The organism is Bartonella sp. MR110HLJHH, from assembly GCF_042194225.1.
GTDB lineage: Bacteria > Pseudomonadota > Alphaproteobacteria > Rhizobiales > Rhizobiaceae > Bartonella > Bartonella grahamii.
In genome coordinates, this window is the sequence record NZ_JBHIMQ010000003.1 from 72,886 (window position 1) to 91,593 (window position 18,708).

17 protein-coding genes are annotated in these 18,708 nt (G+C 38.0%); 13 read left to right on the forward strand and 4 right to left on the reverse strand.

Translation table 11 applies throughout. The features are described from left to right. Nucleotides 1–170: 170 nt before the first annotated feature. The 7 genes from ACFIKB_RS03435 to ACFIKB_RS03465 all read left to right on the forward strand — a co-directional run bounded on the left by ACFIKB_RS03435 (nucleotide 171) and on the right by ACFIKB_RS03465 (nucleotide 6,039). A complete protein-coding gene (locus ACFIKB_RS03435; protein WP_012754797.1) occupies nucleotides 171–842 on the forward strand; it encodes a tetratricopeptide repeat protein in 672 nt (223 codons plus the stop codon). 4 nt (nucleotides 843–846) lie between these two features. Then, the gene (gene der / locus ACFIKB_RS03440) at nucleotides 847–2,271 is read left to right on the forward strand and encodes a ribosome biogenesis GTPase Der (RefSeq protein WP_375638713.1); all 1,425 of its coding nucleotides are present in this window, start codon (nucleotides 847–849) and stop codon (nucleotides 2,269–2,271) included. A gap of 1,078 nt (nucleotides 2,272–3,349) precedes the next feature. Beyond that, the gene (locus tag ACFIKB_RS03445) at nucleotides 3,350–3,784 is read left to right on the forward strand and encodes an AtpZ/AtpI family protein (protein ID WP_375638711.1); all 435 of its coding nucleotides are present in this window, start codon (nucleotides 3,350–3,352) and stop codon (nucleotides 3,782–3,784) included. Between the two features lie 7 nt (nucleotides 3,785–3,791). Beyond that, on the forward strand, nucleotides 3,792–4,550 hold the full coding sequence (locus ACFIKB_RS03450) for a F0F1 ATP synthase subunit A (RefSeq protein WP_375638781.1): 759 nt from the start codon (nucleotides 3,792–3,794) through the stop codon (nucleotides 4,548–4,550). Nucleotides 4,551–4,604: 54 nt separating this feature from the next. Then, the gene (locus ACFIKB_RS03455) at nucleotides 4,605–4,835 is read left to right on the forward strand and encodes a F0F1 ATP synthase subunit C (protein ID WP_005773968.1); all 231 of its coding nucleotides are present in this window, start codon (nucleotides 4,605–4,607) and stop codon (nucleotides 4,833–4,835) included. A gap of 131 nt (nucleotides 4,836–4,966) precedes the next feature. Then, complete coding sequence (locus tag ACFIKB_RS03460; protein WP_012754801.1) at nucleotides 4,967–5,533, forward strand: F0F1 ATP synthase subunit B; 567 nt, start codon at nucleotides 4,967–4,969, stop codon at nucleotides 5,531–5,533. 11 nt (nucleotides 5,534–5,544) lie between these two features. Then, nucleotides 5,545–6,039: a F0F1 ATP synthase subunit B gene (locus tag ACFIKB_RS03465; protein ID WP_375638709.1), complete on the forward strand. Its 495-nt coding sequence runs from the start codon at nucleotides 5,545–5,547 to the stop codon at nucleotides 6,037–6,039. A 124-nt stretch (nucleotides 6,040–6,163) separates the two neighbouring features. Here ACFIKB_RS03465 and glyS read toward each other — a convergent pair whose 3' ends face one another. The 4 genes from glyS to ACFIKB_RS03485 form a co-directional block, all read right to left on the reverse strand. Further along, nucleotides 6,164–8,386 carry a glycine--tRNA ligase subunit beta gene (gene glyS / locus ACFIKB_RS03470; RefSeq protein WP_375652838.1) on the reverse strand — a complete coding sequence of 741 codons (2,223 nt, stop codon included), beginning with the start codon at nucleotides 8,384–8,386 and terminating at the stop codon, nucleotides 6,164–6,166. Continuing rightward, nucleotides 8,386–9,327: a glycine--tRNA ligase subunit alpha gene (locus ACFIKB_RS03475; protein WP_375652839.1), complete on the reverse strand. Its 942-nt coding sequence runs from the start codon at nucleotides 9,325–9,327 to the stop codon at nucleotides 8,386–8,388. Before ACFIKB_RS03475 ends, glyS begins: the two co-directional genes overlap by 1 nt. A gap of 92 nt (nucleotides 9,328–9,419) precedes the next feature. Continuing rightward, on the reverse strand, nucleotides 9,420–11,114 hold the full coding sequence (locus ACFIKB_RS03480) for a tetratricopeptide repeat protein (RefSeq protein WP_375635786.1): 1,695 nt from the start codon (nucleotides 11,112–11,114) through the stop codon (nucleotides 9,420–9,422). A 95-nt stretch (nucleotides 11,115–11,209) separates the two neighbouring features. Next, nucleotides 11,210–12,286 (reverse strand): polyprenyl synthetase family protein, encoded by a 1,077-nt coding sequence (locus tag ACFIKB_RS03485; RefSeq protein ID WP_375644561.1) that lies wholly within the window; start codon nucleotides 12,284–12,286, stop codon nucleotides 11,210–11,212. 180 nt (nucleotides 12,287–12,466) lie between these two features. On the opposite strand from ACFIKB_RS03485, the gene ACFIKB_RS03490 reads away from it, so the two are divergent. From ACFIKB_RS03490 to ACFIKB_RS03515, 6 genes are all read left to right on the forward strand, one after another. Next, nucleotides 12,467–13,255, forward strand: coding sequence for a tRNA1(Val) (adenine(37)-N6)-methyltransferase (locus tag ACFIKB_RS03490; RefSeq protein WP_375635784.1), 789 nt, complete (start codon nucleotides 12,467–12,469; stop codon nucleotides 13,253–13,255). A gap of 191 nt (nucleotides 13,256–13,446) precedes the next feature. Further along, nucleotides 13,447–14,295: a S49 family peptidase gene (locus ACFIKB_RS03495; protein ID WP_375635783.1), complete on the forward strand. Its 849-nt coding sequence runs from the start codon at nucleotides 13,447–13,449 to the stop codon at nucleotides 14,293–14,295. A gap of 240 nt (nucleotides 14,296–14,535) precedes the next feature. Further along, on the forward strand, nucleotides 14,536–15,444 hold the full coding sequence (locus ACFIKB_RS03500) for a 4-(cytidine 5'-diphospho)-2-C-methyl-D-erythritol kinase (RefSeq protein WP_375635782.1): 909 nt from the start codon (nucleotides 14,536–14,538) through the stop codon (nucleotides 15,442–15,444). 198 nt (nucleotides 15,445–15,642) lie between these two features. After that, on the forward strand, nucleotides 15,643–16,284 hold the full coding sequence (locus tag ACFIKB_RS03505; RefSeq protein WP_375635838.1) for a ribonuclease HII: 642 nt from the start codon (nucleotides 15,643–15,645) through the stop codon (nucleotides 16,282–16,284). Continuing rightward, nucleotides 16,281–17,261 carry an L-threonylcarbamoyladenylate synthase gene (locus ACFIKB_RS03510; protein WP_375635781.1) on the forward strand — a complete coding sequence of 327 codons (981 nt, stop codon included), beginning with the start codon at nucleotides 16,281–16,283 and terminating at the stop codon, nucleotides 17,259–17,261. Before ACFIKB_RS03505 ends, ACFIKB_RS03510 begins: the two co-directional genes overlap by 4 nt. Beyond that, nucleotides 17,246–18,655, forward strand: a complete 1,410-nt coding sequence (locus ACFIKB_RS03515) for an FAD-binding oxidoreductase (RefSeq protein ID WP_375644562.1) — start codon at nucleotides 17,246–17,248, stop codon at nucleotides 18,653–18,655. Before ACFIKB_RS03510 ends, ACFIKB_RS03515 begins: the two co-directional genes overlap by 16 nt. Nucleotides 18,656–18,708: the final 53 nt, after the last annotated feature.

Sequence of the window (18,708 nt, forward strand, 5' to 3'; positions counted from 1 at the left end):
GTTACATCATTTTCGATTAAGACTGTTGCAAAAATCCGATTGATTTGGCTACATGTTGATTTAAAATAAATAAACGAGCAATTTAAAGATTTTTAGTTAATTAGGACTACCATCTTTGTCCATTTATGCGTAAAAGCACAGGGAAAGTAACTTTTTTCAAGGTATGATATATGTCGTATGATAGTTTTATTGCTGAAGTGAATGCAGAATTTCGTCAGGAAAAGGCGCTTGCTTTTTGGAGGCGGTATGGTTTTTCAATTATTGGAGCAGCTATTCTTTTTATACTCATGATAGTTGCTTATCAAATTTACCATCATCAGCAAATAAAGAAAGCCGGTTATATTGGTGATGCATTTGTAAAAAGTCTTGATTTTGCGGATACACGTCATTTTGATAAAGCGATAAAGCAATTAGAAACTGTTAAAACCTCTCATTTTGGGGGGTATCCTTTTCTTGCTCGTTTACGTGAGGCTTCTTTACTCATGGAGAAGGGTGACATTATTAAGTCAGTGGAGATTTTTGATTCTGTTGCAGCGGATGAGAAAGCACCAGAGATTTTGCAGAAAGTTGCAAAAATTCGGGCGGCTTATATCCTAGTTGATACAGGGACATTAGCTGATGTTGAAAAGCGTATCAAAGATATGACAAGTGATACCGATCCTATGCATATGTCTGCAAGAGAGGCTTTAGGTTTAGCTGCTTATAAGGCGGATAAAATGGATGAGGCGGTTTATTATTTTAAGAAAATTTCTGAAAAAGGTGCTTTGGGTTCAAAAATAACAGATCGGGCTCGAATAATGCTTGAGCTGATACAAGCTGAGGGCAAGGCAAATAAGGAATAAATCGATGAGCCTTACCATTGCTATCGTTGGTCGTCCCAATGTTGGGAAGTCAACACTATTTAATCGTTTGGTTGGGCAAAAATTGGCTTTGGTTGATGATAAGCCTGGTGTAACACGTGATCGACGTATTCATGCGGCAAAACTTCAAGATCTACGTTTTGATGTGATTGATACGGCTGGGCTGGAAGAAGCAGGTGATCATACACTTGAGGGGCGTATGCGTTCTCATACAAAAGCTGCGATTGATGAAGCGAATCTTATTTTATTTGTATTTGATGCAAAGAGCGGGATAACACCAAGTGATTTAAATTTTGCTTCATTGGTTCGCAAATCAGGAAAGCCAATTGTGCTTGTTGCTAATAAGTCTGAGTCAAGAGCGGCAACAGGAGGAGAGTATGAGGCGTGGTCATTAGGTTTGGGGGAGCCGTGCCTAATATCGGCTGAACATGGTTTGGGACTTAGTGATCTGCGTGATGCAATTATAGATGCTGTGGGGTCAGAGCATGCTTTTGGCAACAACAAAGAAGAAGATATTACGATACAGCTTGCATCTGTTGGTGATGATGTAAACGATTTGGAAGAAGAAGAGCTTATTTACGATGAAAGTAAGCCCATTAGGATTGCAATTGCAGGGCGTCCCAATACAGGAAAATCCACTCTTATCAATAGTATGTTGAAACAAGAGCGCTTGTTAACAGGACCAGAAGCAGGACTTACGCGTGATTCTATTTCTGTAGATTGGGAATGGCGTGGTCGTCATATTAAACTTTTTGATACTGCAGGTTTACGTCGAAAATCGAAAATTCAAGAAAAATTAGAAAAACTATCTGTTGCAGATACTTTACGTGCTATTCGTTTTGCAGAAGTGGTGGTCATTGTTTTTGATGCAACGATACCTTTTGAAAAGCAAGATTTACAAATTGCTGATCTTGTGATTCGTGAAGGGCGTGTTCCAGTTATTGCTTTCAATAAGTGGGACCTTATTGAAAATAGTCAGACCACATTGATTGATTTGCATGAAAAATGTGCGCGATTTCTTCCTCAAGTTCGTGGTTTGAGAGCTGTTCCTTTATCAGGACAATATGGTCAAGGGATTGATAAACTGATGGAAAATGTCATGATGATGCACCGTGTATGGAATCGTCGCATTTCGACGGCTAAATTGAACCAATGGCTTGGAACTGTTGTTGCACATCATCCACCTCCTGCGGTTTCTGGACGTCGACTTAAGGTTAAATACATCACACAGGTTAAGACACGTCCTCCTGGATTTATGATTTCTTGCTCGCGCCCCAAAAGTATGCCACAGTCGTATTTGCGCTATCTTGTCAATGGGTTACGTGAAACATTTGATATGTCTGGTATACCCGTTCGCATATCATTACGAGCCTCTGATAATCCTTTTGCGACACGTTCCAAAAAGAAATGATAACTCTTTAATTTTTTTAAGTGATGAAATCTATACTTAAGAATCTTAAAAATAAGTTTTTTCAATGATCGTTCTTTTCATAAAAGAAAAAATTTTTATTTGCTAAAGTTTTAATTTTATTGATAATCATTTACCATGAGCGCTATTGAATAGAGTTCTCTCATCTTGATAAAGATCATTTATTTGCATGTTATGAGAAGAGTTTAATAAGGAGTATTTAAGAAAGAGTACATCATCCTCTTAATGGGTTATTTAAATGCAAGAATAGATGCAAATATGAGGGTAGGGAAATACAATTATGATGCTCGTTTGAAAAGAAGCATTAAATTATCGTTTTATAAAAATAAAGATTATGAATAAGCGCTTTTGCTTACGATAGTTTGTCTAAATAAAAAGCAAAAATATTTGCTGAATCTACCGATATTCAATTGTAAAGGGCGAAATTCAAAAAAGTGGATTAAAATTGTATAAAGTAGTATGGTGATTTTATTTAAATTTTATTGTGTTCTATTGGCTTGACCTATTTGAAATTTTAGATTTATCGTATTTAAAGGAACCTCTCTTAATACCCTCAAGCTCATTGAGTGATGGGTTCTGTGATGGCATATGTAAAATACTTTGCGAATAGGATCATATAAAAACCATTAATCATTTTCATAAAATAAAAAGTGCAAGTTTATTTGAATAAAAGGAACAAAACAACGCTCTCATACTGTTTTTAGCTTTCTATGTTCTCTTTCAAAACTAGAATTGATATAACATTGGGAGCTGGAAAATAAGATGGTATCAGTTTACACCTTTTGTTAAGCGTAAAAGTGGCTGTTCTATGAGTTTTATATCATTCACGGGAACTTTTCGTTATACATTCACGGGTGCTGTCGTGAAATCGGTTTAGGTGCTCAGAATATCTTTTTAAGAAAGATGTAAATTAAAAAATACGTTATTTATACAATAAAATTTATACGATAATTTGTGATAGATTTCTTTTAGTATCTTGACGAATAAATTCGGGAACAATATGATGCACACGGTTTTATGAAATGCATTCTTACTTTGCTTTTTAATTAAGGAGCCAATGATGGCGATGGGCGAGAAACCCGTTATAAGCCGTAAGGAGGCTGAAGAGGAAAAGCAAGGAGAGTGTCTTCATTCAGAGGATTTGGAATGTCGTAGTAGGAACTTAAGCGTAGCTTTAGTGCGCAAGCGGGCATTAAAGAAGCGGGAGCATAAGAATAAGCGAGAAAAATCACAAGGAGGGATGGCAAATGCAATTAAGCTTTCCAGTGAGTTTCTGGCGAGTGTTATAGTTGGTGTTATTTTAGGGTTAGGGTTTGATAAGTTAGCAGGTTCGTATCCTTGGGGATTGGTATTTTTTCTCTTCTTTGGATTTGCTGCTGGTGTAGTGAGTATTCTTCGGTCTGTGGGGTATGTTTCCTCCAGTCAATTAGGAAAAAAAGGCGTATTGCGCCAAGATAAACAAGATAAAGGGGCCAATGAGAGGTCCGATAAATGAGGTTGAAGTGACAGCGCACGCTCCAGATCCTATTCATCAGTTTGAGGTTTCAAGGCTGATTAAGATTTCCATAGGAAATATGGATTTATCGTTTACAAATGTATCATTGTTTACAGTTCTCACGGTTGTTATAACTTCTATTTTTCTCTTCATTTCATCATCAAGTCGTGGATTGGTTCCAACGCGGATGCAGTCTCTTTCGGAAATGGCATATGAGTTTGTAGCATCGACTCTGCGGGAATCATCTGGTGTACAGGGAATGCAGTTTTTTCCTTTAGTTTTTTCTCTGTTTACTTTTATTTTGGTTGCTAACTTTATTGGTCTTTTTCCTTATTTTTATACGGTTACATCGCAGATCATGATCACGTTTTCGTTAGCAATGGTGGTAATTTTGACGGTGATTGGTTATGGCTTTTATAAGCATGGGGTCAGTTTTTTGAAACTGTTCGTTCCCAGTGGAGTTCCTGTTGTGGTTTTGCCTCTGGTGACAATGATTGAGATTATTTCTTTTCTCTCCCGTCCAATTAGTCTTTCTCTTCGTCTTTTTGCGAATATGCTTGCTGGTCATATTACGCTCAAAGTGTTTTCTGGGTTTGTTGTTTCAATGATTGGGGTAGGACTCGTAGGTGTGGGTGGTTCGGTTTTACCGCTTATTATGACTGTAGCGATTACTGCTCTTGAGTTTTTGGTCGCATTTCTTCAGGCTTACGTCTTTACGGTTTTAACTTGTATGTATCTTAATGATGCAATTCATCCAGGACATTAATAGAACTGGCGGTTTTCCGTCGAATAATGCAATTTCGCTTTAAAGGAGAATAACATGGAAATGGTGCTTGCAGCAAAATATATTGGCGCTGGTCTTGCTTGCTTTGGTATGGCTGGAACAGCTTTAGGACTTGGTAATATTTTTGGTAGCTATCTTTCTGGTGCATTACGAAATCCATCAGCAGCGGATAGTCAGTTTGGACGTCTTGTCTTTGGTTTTGCTGTAACAGAAGCTTTGGGAATTTTTTCACTGCTCATTGCTTTACTACTTCTTTTTGGGGTTTAATCATCATCAAAAGGGTATATCTGTTCTTGCATGAGGAAAGATTTACCCTTTTAGCTCTTAACCAGAGAGATGTCAGTCAGTTATCATCGGTTATAGAGGGCTTTAATAAGCTATTTAAAGGATGAAAGAAGATGTTTGTTTCAAGCGCTTATGCACAGAACACTGAAACGTCGATAGAACATATTAAAAAGGTGGCAGAGCATGCAAATCGCGTGTTTCCGCCTTTTGATTTTGTACATTTTGGTTCGCATTTTTTCTGGTTGGCGATTTCTTTCGGACTTTTTTATCTTTTTATCTCTCGTGTAATTGTACCACGTATTGGTGGTGTTATTGAAACGCGGCGAGATCGAATCGCATCTGATTTAGATCAGGCAATGCGCATGAAGCAGGAAGCAGACATTGTTGTTGAAACTTATGAGCGGAAATTAGCAGAAGCGCGTTTGAAAGCGCATGCTATAGCGCAGGTAGCTAGTGAAGAATTAAAAGAAAAAGCAGAGCTTGAACGGAAAGAAATTGAAGAGAGTTTAGAAAAAAAACTCGCAGATGCTGAAAAACAGATAGCAAAAATTCGGGATAAAGCGATGCAAAATGTTGGTTCTATCGCTGAAGAAGTGGCTCTTGAAATTGTGAAAAAATTGATTGACGTTGATATCAGCAAAGAGGCTGTTCGTTCAGTTGTTAAAACTGCGGATTATTGAGGAAGACAAAAATGACTGATACTTTTTGGGCATTTGTTGGGTTAGTTCTTTTTTTAGCTCTTTTAGTCTATTTCCGAATTCCACAGAGGGTTATACACCATCTTGATGCGCGCGCGAAGCGTATCAAAGATGAGCTGGATGAGGCTCTGCGTCTTCGTGAAGAGGCACAGGAAATATTGGCTGAATATCAACGCAAACATGCAGAAGCAGAAAAAGATGCGCAAGAAATTATTGCAGCAGCAAGACATGAAGTTGAATCTGTTATTGCTGAGGCTCGTACAAAAGCAGAAGAATATGTAAAAAACCGCAATAAATTGGCAGAGCAAAAAATTGCTCAAGCAGAAGCGGATGCGATACGCATGGTTTCTTCATCGGCTATTGATTTGGCAATTTCTACAGCACGTATCCTTATTGCAAAGGAATTAGATTCTAACAAGGCAGATGAACTTATTAAAGAGTCTCTTGAGAAAGAATCATTTATCAAAATGAAAACATATCTTAATTAATGATATTTGAGAGATAAAAAATGTCCTCTTTGGTTGCATAATTTTCTCAATATTAATTAATAAAAGTCATAAAAAAGAAAAATTTATCTTCATTATTTTTATCAATTAATAGGACATTTTGATTCTAAATGACAAGTTTTGAAAAGTCCGCAATCGATTGTGTAATAATGTGAATACGTTTGAGAAGAGCAAGACGGTTAGCACGAACATCGGGTTTTTTATCATTCACCAATACCTTTTCGAAAAATATATCAATCAATTTTCCAAGTGGCGCTAGCACACTGAGTGCAAATGATAAATTTGTCGCATTGATGGGAGCTAGAACCTGTTTTTCTACTTCACAGATTGCACGATAGAGCTGCTTTTCTTCTTTCTCGACAAAGAGCTCAGGATTAATTTCATTCGCTATTGTTGTGCTTTTTTGAAATTCATTTTCAAGAATATTGGCAGTACGTTTTACAGAGGCTACAAAGTTCATTCCATCATGGGTATTGATAAAAGCGATAAGCGATTCGACACGACGTGCAACCAATAAAAAATCATCAGAATCTTTATTTAAAACGGCTTCAAGGGCATCGTAACGAGCACCTTCCTCTTTTAGATAGATTTTCAAACGGTCATGAAAAAAGAATAACAGGTCTGATAAAATATATTCTGTTTTTTCTGGAAGCAGATTCAGCAATTGTGAATTTTCTCTTTGAGAGATTTCATATTTATTTTTTTGTTGTAAGAAAAGATTCATTGCTAACTGAAACAGTGGCATAAGATTGATATTCCAATCTCGCGAAAGTACAAGCCTAATAACTCCCAGTGCTGCTCGTCTTAACGCATAGGGATCTTTTGAGCCCGTTGGTTTTTCATTAATGAGCCAAAAGCCAACGAGCATGTCAATTTTGTCGGCGAGCATAACGGTTATAGCAAGCGGTTCTTGTGGAAGACGATCTGTTGGTCCTTGAGGTTTATAATGGTCCTCAATTGCTACAGCTACGCGAGGATCTTCCTCTTGAAGAAGGGCATATTTTTGCCCCATAACCCCTTGTAGTTCAGGAAACTCTCCGACAATTTCTGTTTGCAAATCAGCTTTTGCAAGGATTGCTGCACGTTTTGCTAAAAGAGGATCTGTCTGTATCAAAGGTGCAATTTCTTGTGCGAGTGTAGCAATGCGTTCTATTCTTGCACCTTGCGTACCTAATTTAGCATGAAAAGTTACATTCAAATGATCAAGTCGCGCCATTCTTTGATCGAGAGGTTTTTTTATATCAAGATCAAATTTTTTTATAGAAGATTCTAATTGTTGAATATCAGGCAAATCACGCTGATCGGTTTGCCAAAAATAAAGTGCATCAGAAAGACGGGCACGGACAACCTTACTATTTCCTTTTGAAATTTCTTTGCCTTCATCATTTGAAAGAATATTAGAAACGAGAATAAAATGATGAGAAAGTTTTACTTTTTCTCCTTGTTTACGGGTAACAAAACATTTTTGATTGGCTCGAATGGTCAAGCGAATAATTTCTGGAGGAATATCAAGGAATGATTGGTCAAAATCACCTATCAGGATAACAGGCCATTCAACAAGACCAGCAACTTCTTCTAGGAGGGGATTGTCTTGAACCAGTTCTAAACCGTTGGCAAAGCAGAGATTTTGGGCATCAGCTAAAATAATATTCTTTCGTCTCTCGGCATCCAGAATGACTTTATGGGTTTCAAGTTGAGTAACATAATCATCAAAGCGGCGCACTTGAAATGGCTTTCCATCACTTAAGAAACGATGACCATAAGTTAAATTATTGCTTTTAAGAGAACCAATTGTAAACGGAATAACATGTGTTTCACCAATTTCTGGTCCGAAGACGCAAAGAATGTTTTGTAAGGGTCGAATCCACTTCAGAGCACCACTTTGTGCTGAATCTTTTCCCCAACGCATAGATTTCGGCCACGGAAAGTTGCGGATAATATTCGGTAAAATATCGGCAATAATTTCTTCTGCAGCTCGACCTTTTTTAACAATTTTAGCAATATAAAAATGACCTTTTTTATCATCATGTCCAATATGTGCTTCAGAAATATCGTTTAATCCTGTTGCACGTAGAAAACCATCAATTACATGCTGTGGTGATTTTATACTAGGACCTCTTCGTTCTTCATGGATATCTTTTGAGCGTATGGAAAGTCCGCGTATGTCCAATGTTAGCCGACGAGGTGTCCAATATTCACGAGCAGCTTCATAGATCAATCCAGCATTCACAAGTTGATCTGTAACAGATTTTTTGAGATCAGCAGCAGCTTTTCGTTGCATACGTGCGGGGATTTCTTCACTGAAAAGTTCAAGAAGAAGATCAGACATTAGGCTTCTCCAGTATATATTTGTCCAGCTTCTGTGAGTAAGAAGGCTTCCCCACAACGGCGCGCGAGATCACGAACGCGAAGAATGTAATTTTGTCGTTCGGTTACAGAAATAACGCCACGTGCTTGCAAAAGATTAAAGATATGGCTCGCTTTAATACATTGATCATAGGCAGGAAAAACACAGCGATGTAATATATTTTCTTTATTTGGTTTTCCAGCATCAAGAAGTGCCCTGCATTCGCGTTCTGCATCGATAAAATGCTGATGTAGCAATTTTGTATCAGCAAATTCGAAGTTGTAATATGAGTATTCCTGTTCTGCCTGTAAAAAAATATCTCTATAACTTATTTTGTTTTCTCCCTCCAAACCATTAAAGTTAAGGTCATAGACGTTATCAACCCCTTGGATATACATCGCTAGACGCTCAAGACCGTATGTGAGTTCCCCTGAAACTGGAGCGCATTCAATGCCACAAACTTGTTGAAAATAAGTAAATTGAGAGACTTCCATCCCATCGCACCAGCATTCCCATCCAAGCCCCCAAGCACCAAGGGTGGGACTTTCCCAATCATCTTCAACAAAGCGAATATCATGCATTTTTGTATCAAGCCCGATAGCTTGTAGCGACTTTATATAAAGTTCTTGTAGATTGAGCGGAGAGGGTTTGAGAAGCACTTGGAATTGATAATAGTGTTGTAAACGATTTGGATTCTTACCATATCGGCCATCTGTTGGACGTCTGGAGGGTTGGACATAAGCAACTTTCCAAGGGCGTGGACCTAGGGAGCGTAATGTTGTTGCTGGATGAAAAGTCCCAGCTCCGACTTCCATATCGTAAGGTTGCAAAATTGCACATCCATAGTGTGCCCAATAATTTTGCAAAGTTAAGATTAGTCCCTGAAAAGAACGTTTAGGGTTAAGATGTTCAGGCAGTTTCACGCTTTATACTCTTTATATTGGACTAAACAAAAAACCAAAGTAATTTTAGTTTCTCTGTTTATTATTTCATGTGGTTTATGGTTAAGCATCGTTTATTGCAAACCAAATTTCAACTTTTCTTGAATTTGTTCAGAATTTTCTGGTTTTCCGTCAATTGCGTGGTTCCATTGAAAGATTGCTTCACGTTTACGTCCAACTTTCCAATAGGCATCACCTAAATGATCATTCAGTGTTGGGTCCTCAGGTTGTAATCTGACAGCATTTTCTAATATTTGCACTGCTTTATTATATTCTTTTAGCTTATAATAAGCCCACCCTAAAGAATCGAGAATATGACTGTTGTGAGTTTGCAAAGCGGAAGCTTTTTGCAGCATACGGAGCGATTCTTCAAGCTTCTCACCACGTTCTACAAGGGAATAGGCTAAATAATTAAGAACCTGCGGCTGGTTTGGAAAAAATTCAAGCGATTTTCTCAAATCAATTTCTGCTTTTGGCCATTGCTTTAAACGTTCAAAAGCAATACCACGCTGATAAAAGAGTTTCCAATCGTCCTGCTGAAAGTTTTTTATCTGGGCAATAGCGGTGTCTAGAGTTTTAATGGCCTCAAGAAATTTATTGTCCTGCATATAAAAAGCAACGAGCGTTATCAAAATATTACGATCATTGGGAAATTTTTCATTTAACAATGTGAGTAATTTTATTGCTTCTTTGTAATTATTGTTATTGGCAAGAAGGAATGCAAGATGAAGTTGTCCATCTTTATAATAAGGAGATTTAGGGGATAAAGCGCGATAAAGTTTAATTGCTTTATGAGGATCACTCAATTTAGCAGAAATGTGTGCGAGCTGAAACAGTGTTGCGTCATTTTGAGGGTATAAGGCGAAAGATAATTGCTTAAAAATACGTGCGATTCGCCCTGAGTTTTTGTGGTTGAGGGCTGTTCCAAAATTATATAATACCTCGGCTGCTCCTTGTTGAGGTGTTTTAATAACTCTCTCTAAGAAAGAGTTTTTTTCAATTTTTTCTCGAAAGTTTTTAAGGACTTCTCGACCTGACAACATTTGTTCGCCATGTTGGATTGTTTGAAGAGCTTGGTTACGCATATTATGGCGCAATTGGAATGAGGCATAGGCTATGATAATACGTTCATAGGTATTAGGAGCGATAAGAGTCCCCTGTTTGTTACTAAGTGCTTTAATGAAATATTTTTTTGCATCCTTTGGCTGTTCTGCAAGGTCGCTCATAAGTGCTAGATGATAAGATATAAAAAGGTCATACCAGACAGGACCTTTGAGTTTCTTAAGATCAGCGATTGCTTGAGATTTTTGTCCAGATCCAAATTTAATCCAAGCACCGATGAGTTCAGGTATTGGATTATTGGATTTCGGAGGTTCTTTTGATTGTAGAAGAAAATTGGCATTCTTATAGTCTTTTTTGATGAGACTTTCTACTGACAAAGTTAAGGAAACAAAGGGAGTTATAACATCTTGCTCTTTGAGTTTTTGGGCTTGTTGGACAGCTTCTTTAAAGTTTCCGACCGAGAGCATAGCTTCAAGGAGCTCTTTTTGTGTTTCAATGTTATCAGGTTGATAAACGAGTGCTTGTTTAAAGTAATTGATAGCAAGTTCTGTTTTATTTTCATGATTTGCAACCCTTCCAGCTAAATAAGCACCTGTAAATGAGCTTGTATGAATTGCGGTGCTTATTTTACTGTAGGTGGGGAATGGCATCAGCATGATACCCACGATAAAGAGGGTAAAAATTCGGGATACCGTTGCAGAGCACATGGAGCTAATCCTTTTCAAGATAATCAATCGATGGTGTTGTTTATAGATCATATCTCATTACTTTATTGAGAAATACTGCGATTCTTGCAAAGAATTCAGTTTACGCGCGCAATACAAAATTCAACAGTCTCAACGAGAGCATTGTAAGCAAGATTTTCGTTCATGGGAATAAGAGCATCAATTGCATGTTTTCCGTAGATGCGTGCTTGTTCTATTGTATCTGTGATACTATCATACTTTTCTATTAAGTGTTGCGCGTATGCGAAGGCTTCATTATTGTTATTGCCATCTTCAAGTGCTTGTTTCCAGAAATTTTTTTCTACTATATTTCCACGTTCATATGCGATAATAACAGGCATTGTTATTTTTCCTTCTCTAAAATCATCCCCTATATTTTTTCCTAAGCTTTGAGCACTACCGCTATAGTCAAGTGCATCATCAATCAATTGGAAAGCTAAACCTAAAGATGTTCCATATTCACGTAATGAAGAACGCTCTTTATGTCCATAGCCAGCAACAATCGGTCCTACTTCAGCGGCTGCTGAAAAAAGTGCGGCTGTTTTGGCATTGATGATTTTGAGATAGTCTGAAGGGCTGGTTTTGATATTTTTTGCAGCAGAAAGTTGCATAACTTCTCCTTCAGCAATAATTGCAGCAGCGTTCGCTAGGACAGAGAGCGCTTCTATGGAACCGACATCGACCATCATTTTAAAAGCCTGACCCAACAGGAAATCACCAACAAGTACGCTTGCTTGATTCCCCCAAATCATCCGTGCCGTGGATTTTCCACGTCGCAAATTACTTTCATCAATCACATCATCGTGTAGTAATGTTGCTGTATGCATAAATTCAACAGCTGTTGCGAGTTTTATATGCCCGTCACTTTGATAACCGAACATATGAGCAGAAGCGAGCGTAATCATTGGGCGTAATCGCTTTCCACCTGATGAAATAAGATGGTTGGAAATTTCAGGGATCATCTCAACCTCTGATTTTGCCATAGAGAGAATAAATTGATTTACGCGCTCCATATCTTTTTGAGTAAGATTGACAAGAGATTGAAGAGAAATTTGATTATTTCTTATTTGTTCTGGTTTGATAGCTGCGCTCAATGTGTTTACTCCTAGAGTATTGCAATGGACATATATAAAATTTACTTTATTTACTAGCATAAAGGGGGTTTGTGTTTGACTCAAGCTTTTGATGGCGCTTTGAAGTGTAAGCTTGGAATGTTATTGGCAATAAATGTTCTTTAGTGAGTGTAATCTTGTTGTTATGAAATAATAAAAAAATTTAAAATAGCAGCTGAATGGCAAAAATGCAGTTTATAAAGGTGAACATTAGGCTTTTAAATGGATAAAACAACGAATCAGAGTGGTGAAACAATTGATAGTTTTCACCGCGGAAAATTTTATTTGGTTCAACCCCATAAATATGGTCATCGTTCTGGAATGGATGCGATGTTATTGGCTAGTTTGGTTCCAAGTAATTTAAAGGGCAAGGTTGTTGATTTAGGCGCAGGTGCTGGAGCTGCAGGGTTGGCTGTTGCTTCGCGTTGTCTGAAAGTTCATGTTACTTTAGTTGAACGTTCAGCTTTTATGGTATCTTACGCTCAAAAAACGCTTATGCTAAAACAAAATGAACAATTTGCTAGCCGAGTTTGTTTGCTAGAAGCAGATGTTACCTTCAAAGGGAATGCCCGTATAAAAGCAGGTTTGATAGATAATAGCTTTGATTTTGCGATTATGAATCCACCTTTTAATAATCCTACTGATCGCAAGACACCTGATAAACAAAAATCTGAAGCACATGTTATGTCTGAAGCGATGTTTGATAACTGGTTGCGGAGTGCAGCGGCCATTGTTAAGCCAGGTGGATACTTAGGGCTCATTGCACGTCCACAATCGCTGACAGATATCTTGCGTGCTTTAGAAGGGCGTTTTGGTGATATTTGTATAATTCCTGTGCATGCACGTGCGAAAACAGCTGCAATTCGTCTTTTATTTTACGCAAAACGAGGAAGCAGAGCAGCTTTATCTATTTTACCGGCATTGGTTATACATGAAGGTAATGACCATACTTTTTCACCCCAAGTTGATGCAATTAATAATGGATATATAAGCTTGTGGGAACTTTTCTAATAGTATCTTGTGTTTTTTAGTTTATTATTTAAAGTCGAAACTTTGTTGTTAGGGAGGTTTGACTTTGGGTGAAATTATATTTCTGCTTGTAATGTGGGGATTGATTGGCGCTTTTGGATATTATCGCGTTCTTCCTCTTTGTTGTCCTTTCCTATTTAATTGTTCTTAATTTATAAGGAGATTTTGTTTTGATGGATTTTATTAAAAGTTTTATTCCACGTCGTTTTTCTTCCGATAAACTTGAAATTCCTGTGGTGCGCCTTCAAGGAGCAATTATGGATTCATCAGCGTCTATATCTCGTACCCTTTCCCTCAGTAGGTGTGCAAATCTTTTAGAGAAGGCTTTCGCACACAAAAAGTCACCGGCTGTTGCACTTATTATTAATTCTCCTGGTGGTTCACCTGTACAATCGCGTTTTATCTTCAAGCGTATTCGTGACTTGGCAGAAGAAAAAAATAAAAAGGTTCTTGTGTTTATTGAAGATATTGCAGCATCCGGTGGTTATATGATTGCTTGTGCGGGGGATGAAATTTTTGCAGATCCTTCTTCAATTGTTGGTTCCATTGGAGTGGTTTCAGCTTCCTTTGGTTTTCCGGAACTTTTGAAGAAAATTGGTATCGAACGGCGTGTATACACAGCAGGAAAGAACAAAGTTACATTAGATCCATTTCAGCCAGAAAAAAAGGCGGATATCGAGCATTTGAAATCTCTCCAACTTGAAGTGCATCAAACTTTTATCGATTTGGTTAAAGAACGCCGTGCTGAAAAATTATCAAATGATTCGAATCTCTTTACAGGAATGTTTTGGAGTGGAAAACAAAGCGTTGAGCTTGGTCTGGTTGATGGATTGAATGATGTACGTTCTGTTATTAAGGAGCGCTTTGGTAATGATGCAAAACTTCGACTTATTATGCCTCCAAAAAGTTTCTTAGGACCTAAAACGCCTTCAGGAGTGACGGCACATACGGTTTATACAGTCGTTGACAGTGCATTGATGGCAGCAGAAGAGCGAGCACTTTGGCAGCGTTATGGTTTGTAATGGAAAGGATTATTCAAGCCAGAGGGATTGTTATCTAAAAACAGATTCTAGAAGAAAAAAGGCTTGAAATGATACGAATGAGAACATGTCGTTTATTTTGTATGAGTGCTCTTTATATTTATTGTTTGTTTAGAAAACGATTAAGAATATTCCAAGCTGTTTATAGGGTTTGTGCTAATAAAAGTATGGATAAAAGGGGGAATTTGTAAAAGAACCCTATGTAGGTGAATATTACGTCATATGATATCAAATGTACAAGCTTCGTTCCAAGGACATTCCTATTTATTTACACCTATTAAATTGAATTTAGCTCTACATGTTGTGGGGCAACGTTCTGATGGGTATCATTTAATAGAAAGTTTGGTTTATTTTAGTCTTAGCGGTGATTGTCTACACTATGCACCTTGCGAAAATAATCAATTTGTTTTGACGGGACCGTTTGCAAAAGGCCTTGTGTCTCATTTAGATAATTTGGTTATTCGCGCACGGGATTTTATGCATAAGACTTTTCCTGAATGTGCTCAACCTGCTTTTTTTCGGCTTGTAAAAACATTACCTGTTGCTTCAGGCATTGGTGGTGGCTCAGGTGATGCAGCTGGGGTTATAAGCATGTTGCGTCAACAGTGGAATCTTGATTGCTCTTACCAAGAATTAGCAAAAATGAGCTTAGTTCTTGGTGCTGATGTTCCCATGTGCCTTTATGCATTAGAATATCAGCAGCCACTTTTGGTCAAAGGAATTGGTCAAGAGATGATACAACTAAAAGGAGCCTGTTCTCTTGCAATAGTATTGGTTAATCATGGACAAGAGATTTCAACACAAACTGTTTTTAAAGCGTTAGAGAAGCGTCATAATCCTTCTTTAAAAATTAATACAGATTCTTTAAAGAGTGTTGATTCATTGGTTGAAGCTTTACAAGAAACGCGTAATGATCTTTTTTCTTCTGCATTAAAAATAGCACCTCAGTTAGCTGAAGTGTTATCTGTATTAGATGAATGTGGGGCTCTTTTTTCCCGTATATCTGGAACGGGAGCAACTTGCTTTGGCATTTTTAAAAATAAACAAACAGCGCAACAAGCAGCTCTTTTTATCAAATCAATGCACCCAAATTGGTTTGTAAAACCTATCATGACTTTAGGAAATATTTGATAAATAAATATAAAAGCTTTTATTTCGTCCTGATTTTATTATACACAGTGAAAGAGGGTAACCAAAGAAATGTATTTTTTTATCTTTTGTGCAAGAATTCGCATAATGTTTGGAGAGCCATTTAAAACTGTAATGCTTGCAAAAAATGATCAGGCTACAGAAATAGATGTATGTTTGTTGTATTGTGATTTATCAAAGATGTTTAATGTTCCGCTTCAACCAAATTTTTCGTGCGAATTGGATTTGCAAAAACAGGGTTTTTTTCATATAGCAGGTGTTGATGAAGTAGGACGGGGGCCTCTCGCTGGACCTGTGGTAACGGCAGCAGTTATCTTGGATAAAGACCATATTCCTAATGGGTTAAATGATTCAAAAAAACTTTCTTTTCTCCAACGAAATAGACTTTATCATGAAATTTTGCAAAGTGCATTAGCGGTTTCAGTCGCTAGTCTTTGTGCTCGTACAATTGATCAATCTAATATTAGAAAAGCAACTTTAGAAGCAATGCGTCGCTGTATTATAGGGTTAGCCATTCCAGCCCACTATGTCCTTGTTGATGGACGTGATATTCCTTCTGAGTTGTCCTGTCCTGCAATGGCGTTGATTAAGGGCGATCAGCGTTCGGTTTCAATTGCAGCCGCATCTATTATTGCGAAAGTAACGCGTGACAGGATGATGGAGTGTGCAGGACAAGTTTATAAAGGGTATGGTTTAGAGAAGCATGTAGGTTATGCAACACTAGCGCATCGTACAGCTCTTGATAAATATGGACCAATTATAGGATTACATCGTTATAGTTTTGCACCACTAAAAGAGTGTTATAGAAATGGTGTGTCATGACGATTCTACCACTCAATAGTGCTTCGATAAGAGAGGCAATAGCGCTTCTTAAACAAGGGAAGTTAGTAGCATTACCAACGGAAACTGTTTATGGATTAGCGGGCGATGCAACCAATGGGAGGGCAATTTCTTCTATTTTTTCTACAAAGAGTCGTCCGCAAATTAATCCTCTTATTGTGCATGTCAGCGGCATCGAAATGGCGGAACGTTATGTGAAAATTGACTTTCTTTCACGCCAATTAATGGAGGAATTTTGGCCAGGGCCTTTGACATTGGTTTTGCCTTTAAAGGAACAGCATAATATTCATCCTTTAACAACCTCTGGTTTGAATACCTTGGCTGTTCGTTTTCCAGACAGTCGTTTTGCGGAAGTAGTACAACATTTTGGCCGACCACTTGCTGCTCCTAGTGCGAATCAGTCGGGGCGTCTTAGCCCTACTTCAGCTGAGGCTGTTTTTGCATCTTTGGGGGAATCTGTTCCTTTGATATTGGACGGAGGACCTGCTAAAATAGGGCTTGAATCAACGATTATTAAGATTTGTGATGAAAATATTTATCTTTTGCGTCCAGGGGGGCTTGCGGCTGATAAAATTGAAGAAATTGTGGGGAAGTCTTTAAAACGGATAGATCAAAGGGCGGCGATTGAAGCTCCAGGGATGTTAAAGTCGCATTATGCTCCCAATGCTACGATTCGTTTGAATGTAGAAAAGGTGGAAAATGGTGAAGCGCTTTTAGCATTTGGTTCAAAGCGCGTTATGGGGGCTGAAAATGCCGTTTCTATTTTAAATCTTAGCGAAGATGGAAAGTTGGAAGAGGCAGCCTTTCATTTATTTCAATATATGAAGGAATTAGATTCATTTAAAGTGAGATGTATCGCAGTAGAACCTATTCCATCATACGGATTAGGGGAGGCGATCAATGATCGTCTTATACGGGCTGCGGCTCCAAAGGAGAAACAAACATGGAGCAGAAATTAATTGAGGGGTTTAGAGAAATTGTTGGTGCTAAGCATGCTATAACAGATCAAGCGTTGATTGCACCGTATTTGCTTGAAGAGCGTGGGCTTTTTCATGGAAAAACACCTTTACTTTTACGTCCATCTTCTTGCGCAGAGGTCTCATCGATTATGCAGCTAGCGAGCAAAACACGCACACCGATTGTGCCACAGGGTGGAAATACAGGGCTTGTGGGGGGACAACAACCAGATGAAAGAGGAGGGAGCGTTCTTTTATCCATGGAACGATTAAATAAGATTAGAACTATAAATCTTGAGGGAAATTTTGTTGTTGTAGAGGCAGGTGTTATTTTACAGGATTTACAGAAAAAAGTGGATGAATCAGGTCGTTTTTTCCCTCTTTCTTTGGCTTCTGAAGGTTCTTGTCAAGTAGGGGGAAATCTTTCGTCGAATGCTGGAGGGACAGCTGTTTTAGCCTATGGCAATATGCGTGATCTTTGTCTTGGTTTGGAAGTTGTTTTACCGGATGGCCGTATTTTAGATGATTTGCGTTTTGTTAAAAAAGATAATAGCGGTTACGATTTGAAAAATCTTTTTATTGGTGCAGAAGGCACATTAGGTGTTATAACCGCAGCCGTTTTGAAGATGTTTCCAAAAATAAAAGGAAAAGCTGTTGCTTTGGTGGGATTATATAGTCCGGCGAAGGCTTTAGAGTTTTTATCTCTGGCTCAAAAATATGGAGGAGGGATGTTGACAGGTTTTGAGCTCATGGGAAATCTCAGTTTGCAAATGGCTTTAGATTATAAGATGTGTGAGAAGCCTCCTCTTCAGCGGAAGCATGAATGGTATGTATTAATGAACATTTCATCATTGCAAGGCGATGATGAGGCGTTATCAGTACTGAGTATTATTTTAGAAGAAGCTTTAAAGAATGCGGTGATAGAAGATGCAATTGTTGCACAATCTTTAAAACAGCAAGATTTTTTTTGGCAGTTGCGTGAAAGTATATCCTATGCACAAAAGTTAGCAGGAGGGTCCATTAAGCATGATATTGCGGTCCCACTTGCTTCTATTCCTGATTTTATTGCTGAGGCAGCGCTTATTGTTGAAGATATTGCTCCAGGAGCACGGGTGATTTGTTTTGGACACATGGGCGATGGAAATTTACATTATAACATTACACAACCTGTAGGAGCTGATACGATGGTGTTCTTGCAGTTATGGTCAAAAATGAATCATCGCATTCATAGTTTAGTGATGGACTATAGAGGTGCATTTTCTGCTGAGCATGGAATTGGTCAGCTTAAGCGCGAAGAACTTCGTTCTTTTAAATCGCCTGTCGCATTGGATATTATGCAAGGGATTAAAAAAACGCTCGATCCTTTAGGGATAATGAATCCCGGAAAAGTATTATAATTCAAGAATAGTGATCATGTATTTTTGTTTAGATTTTAATAACCAAAAAAGAA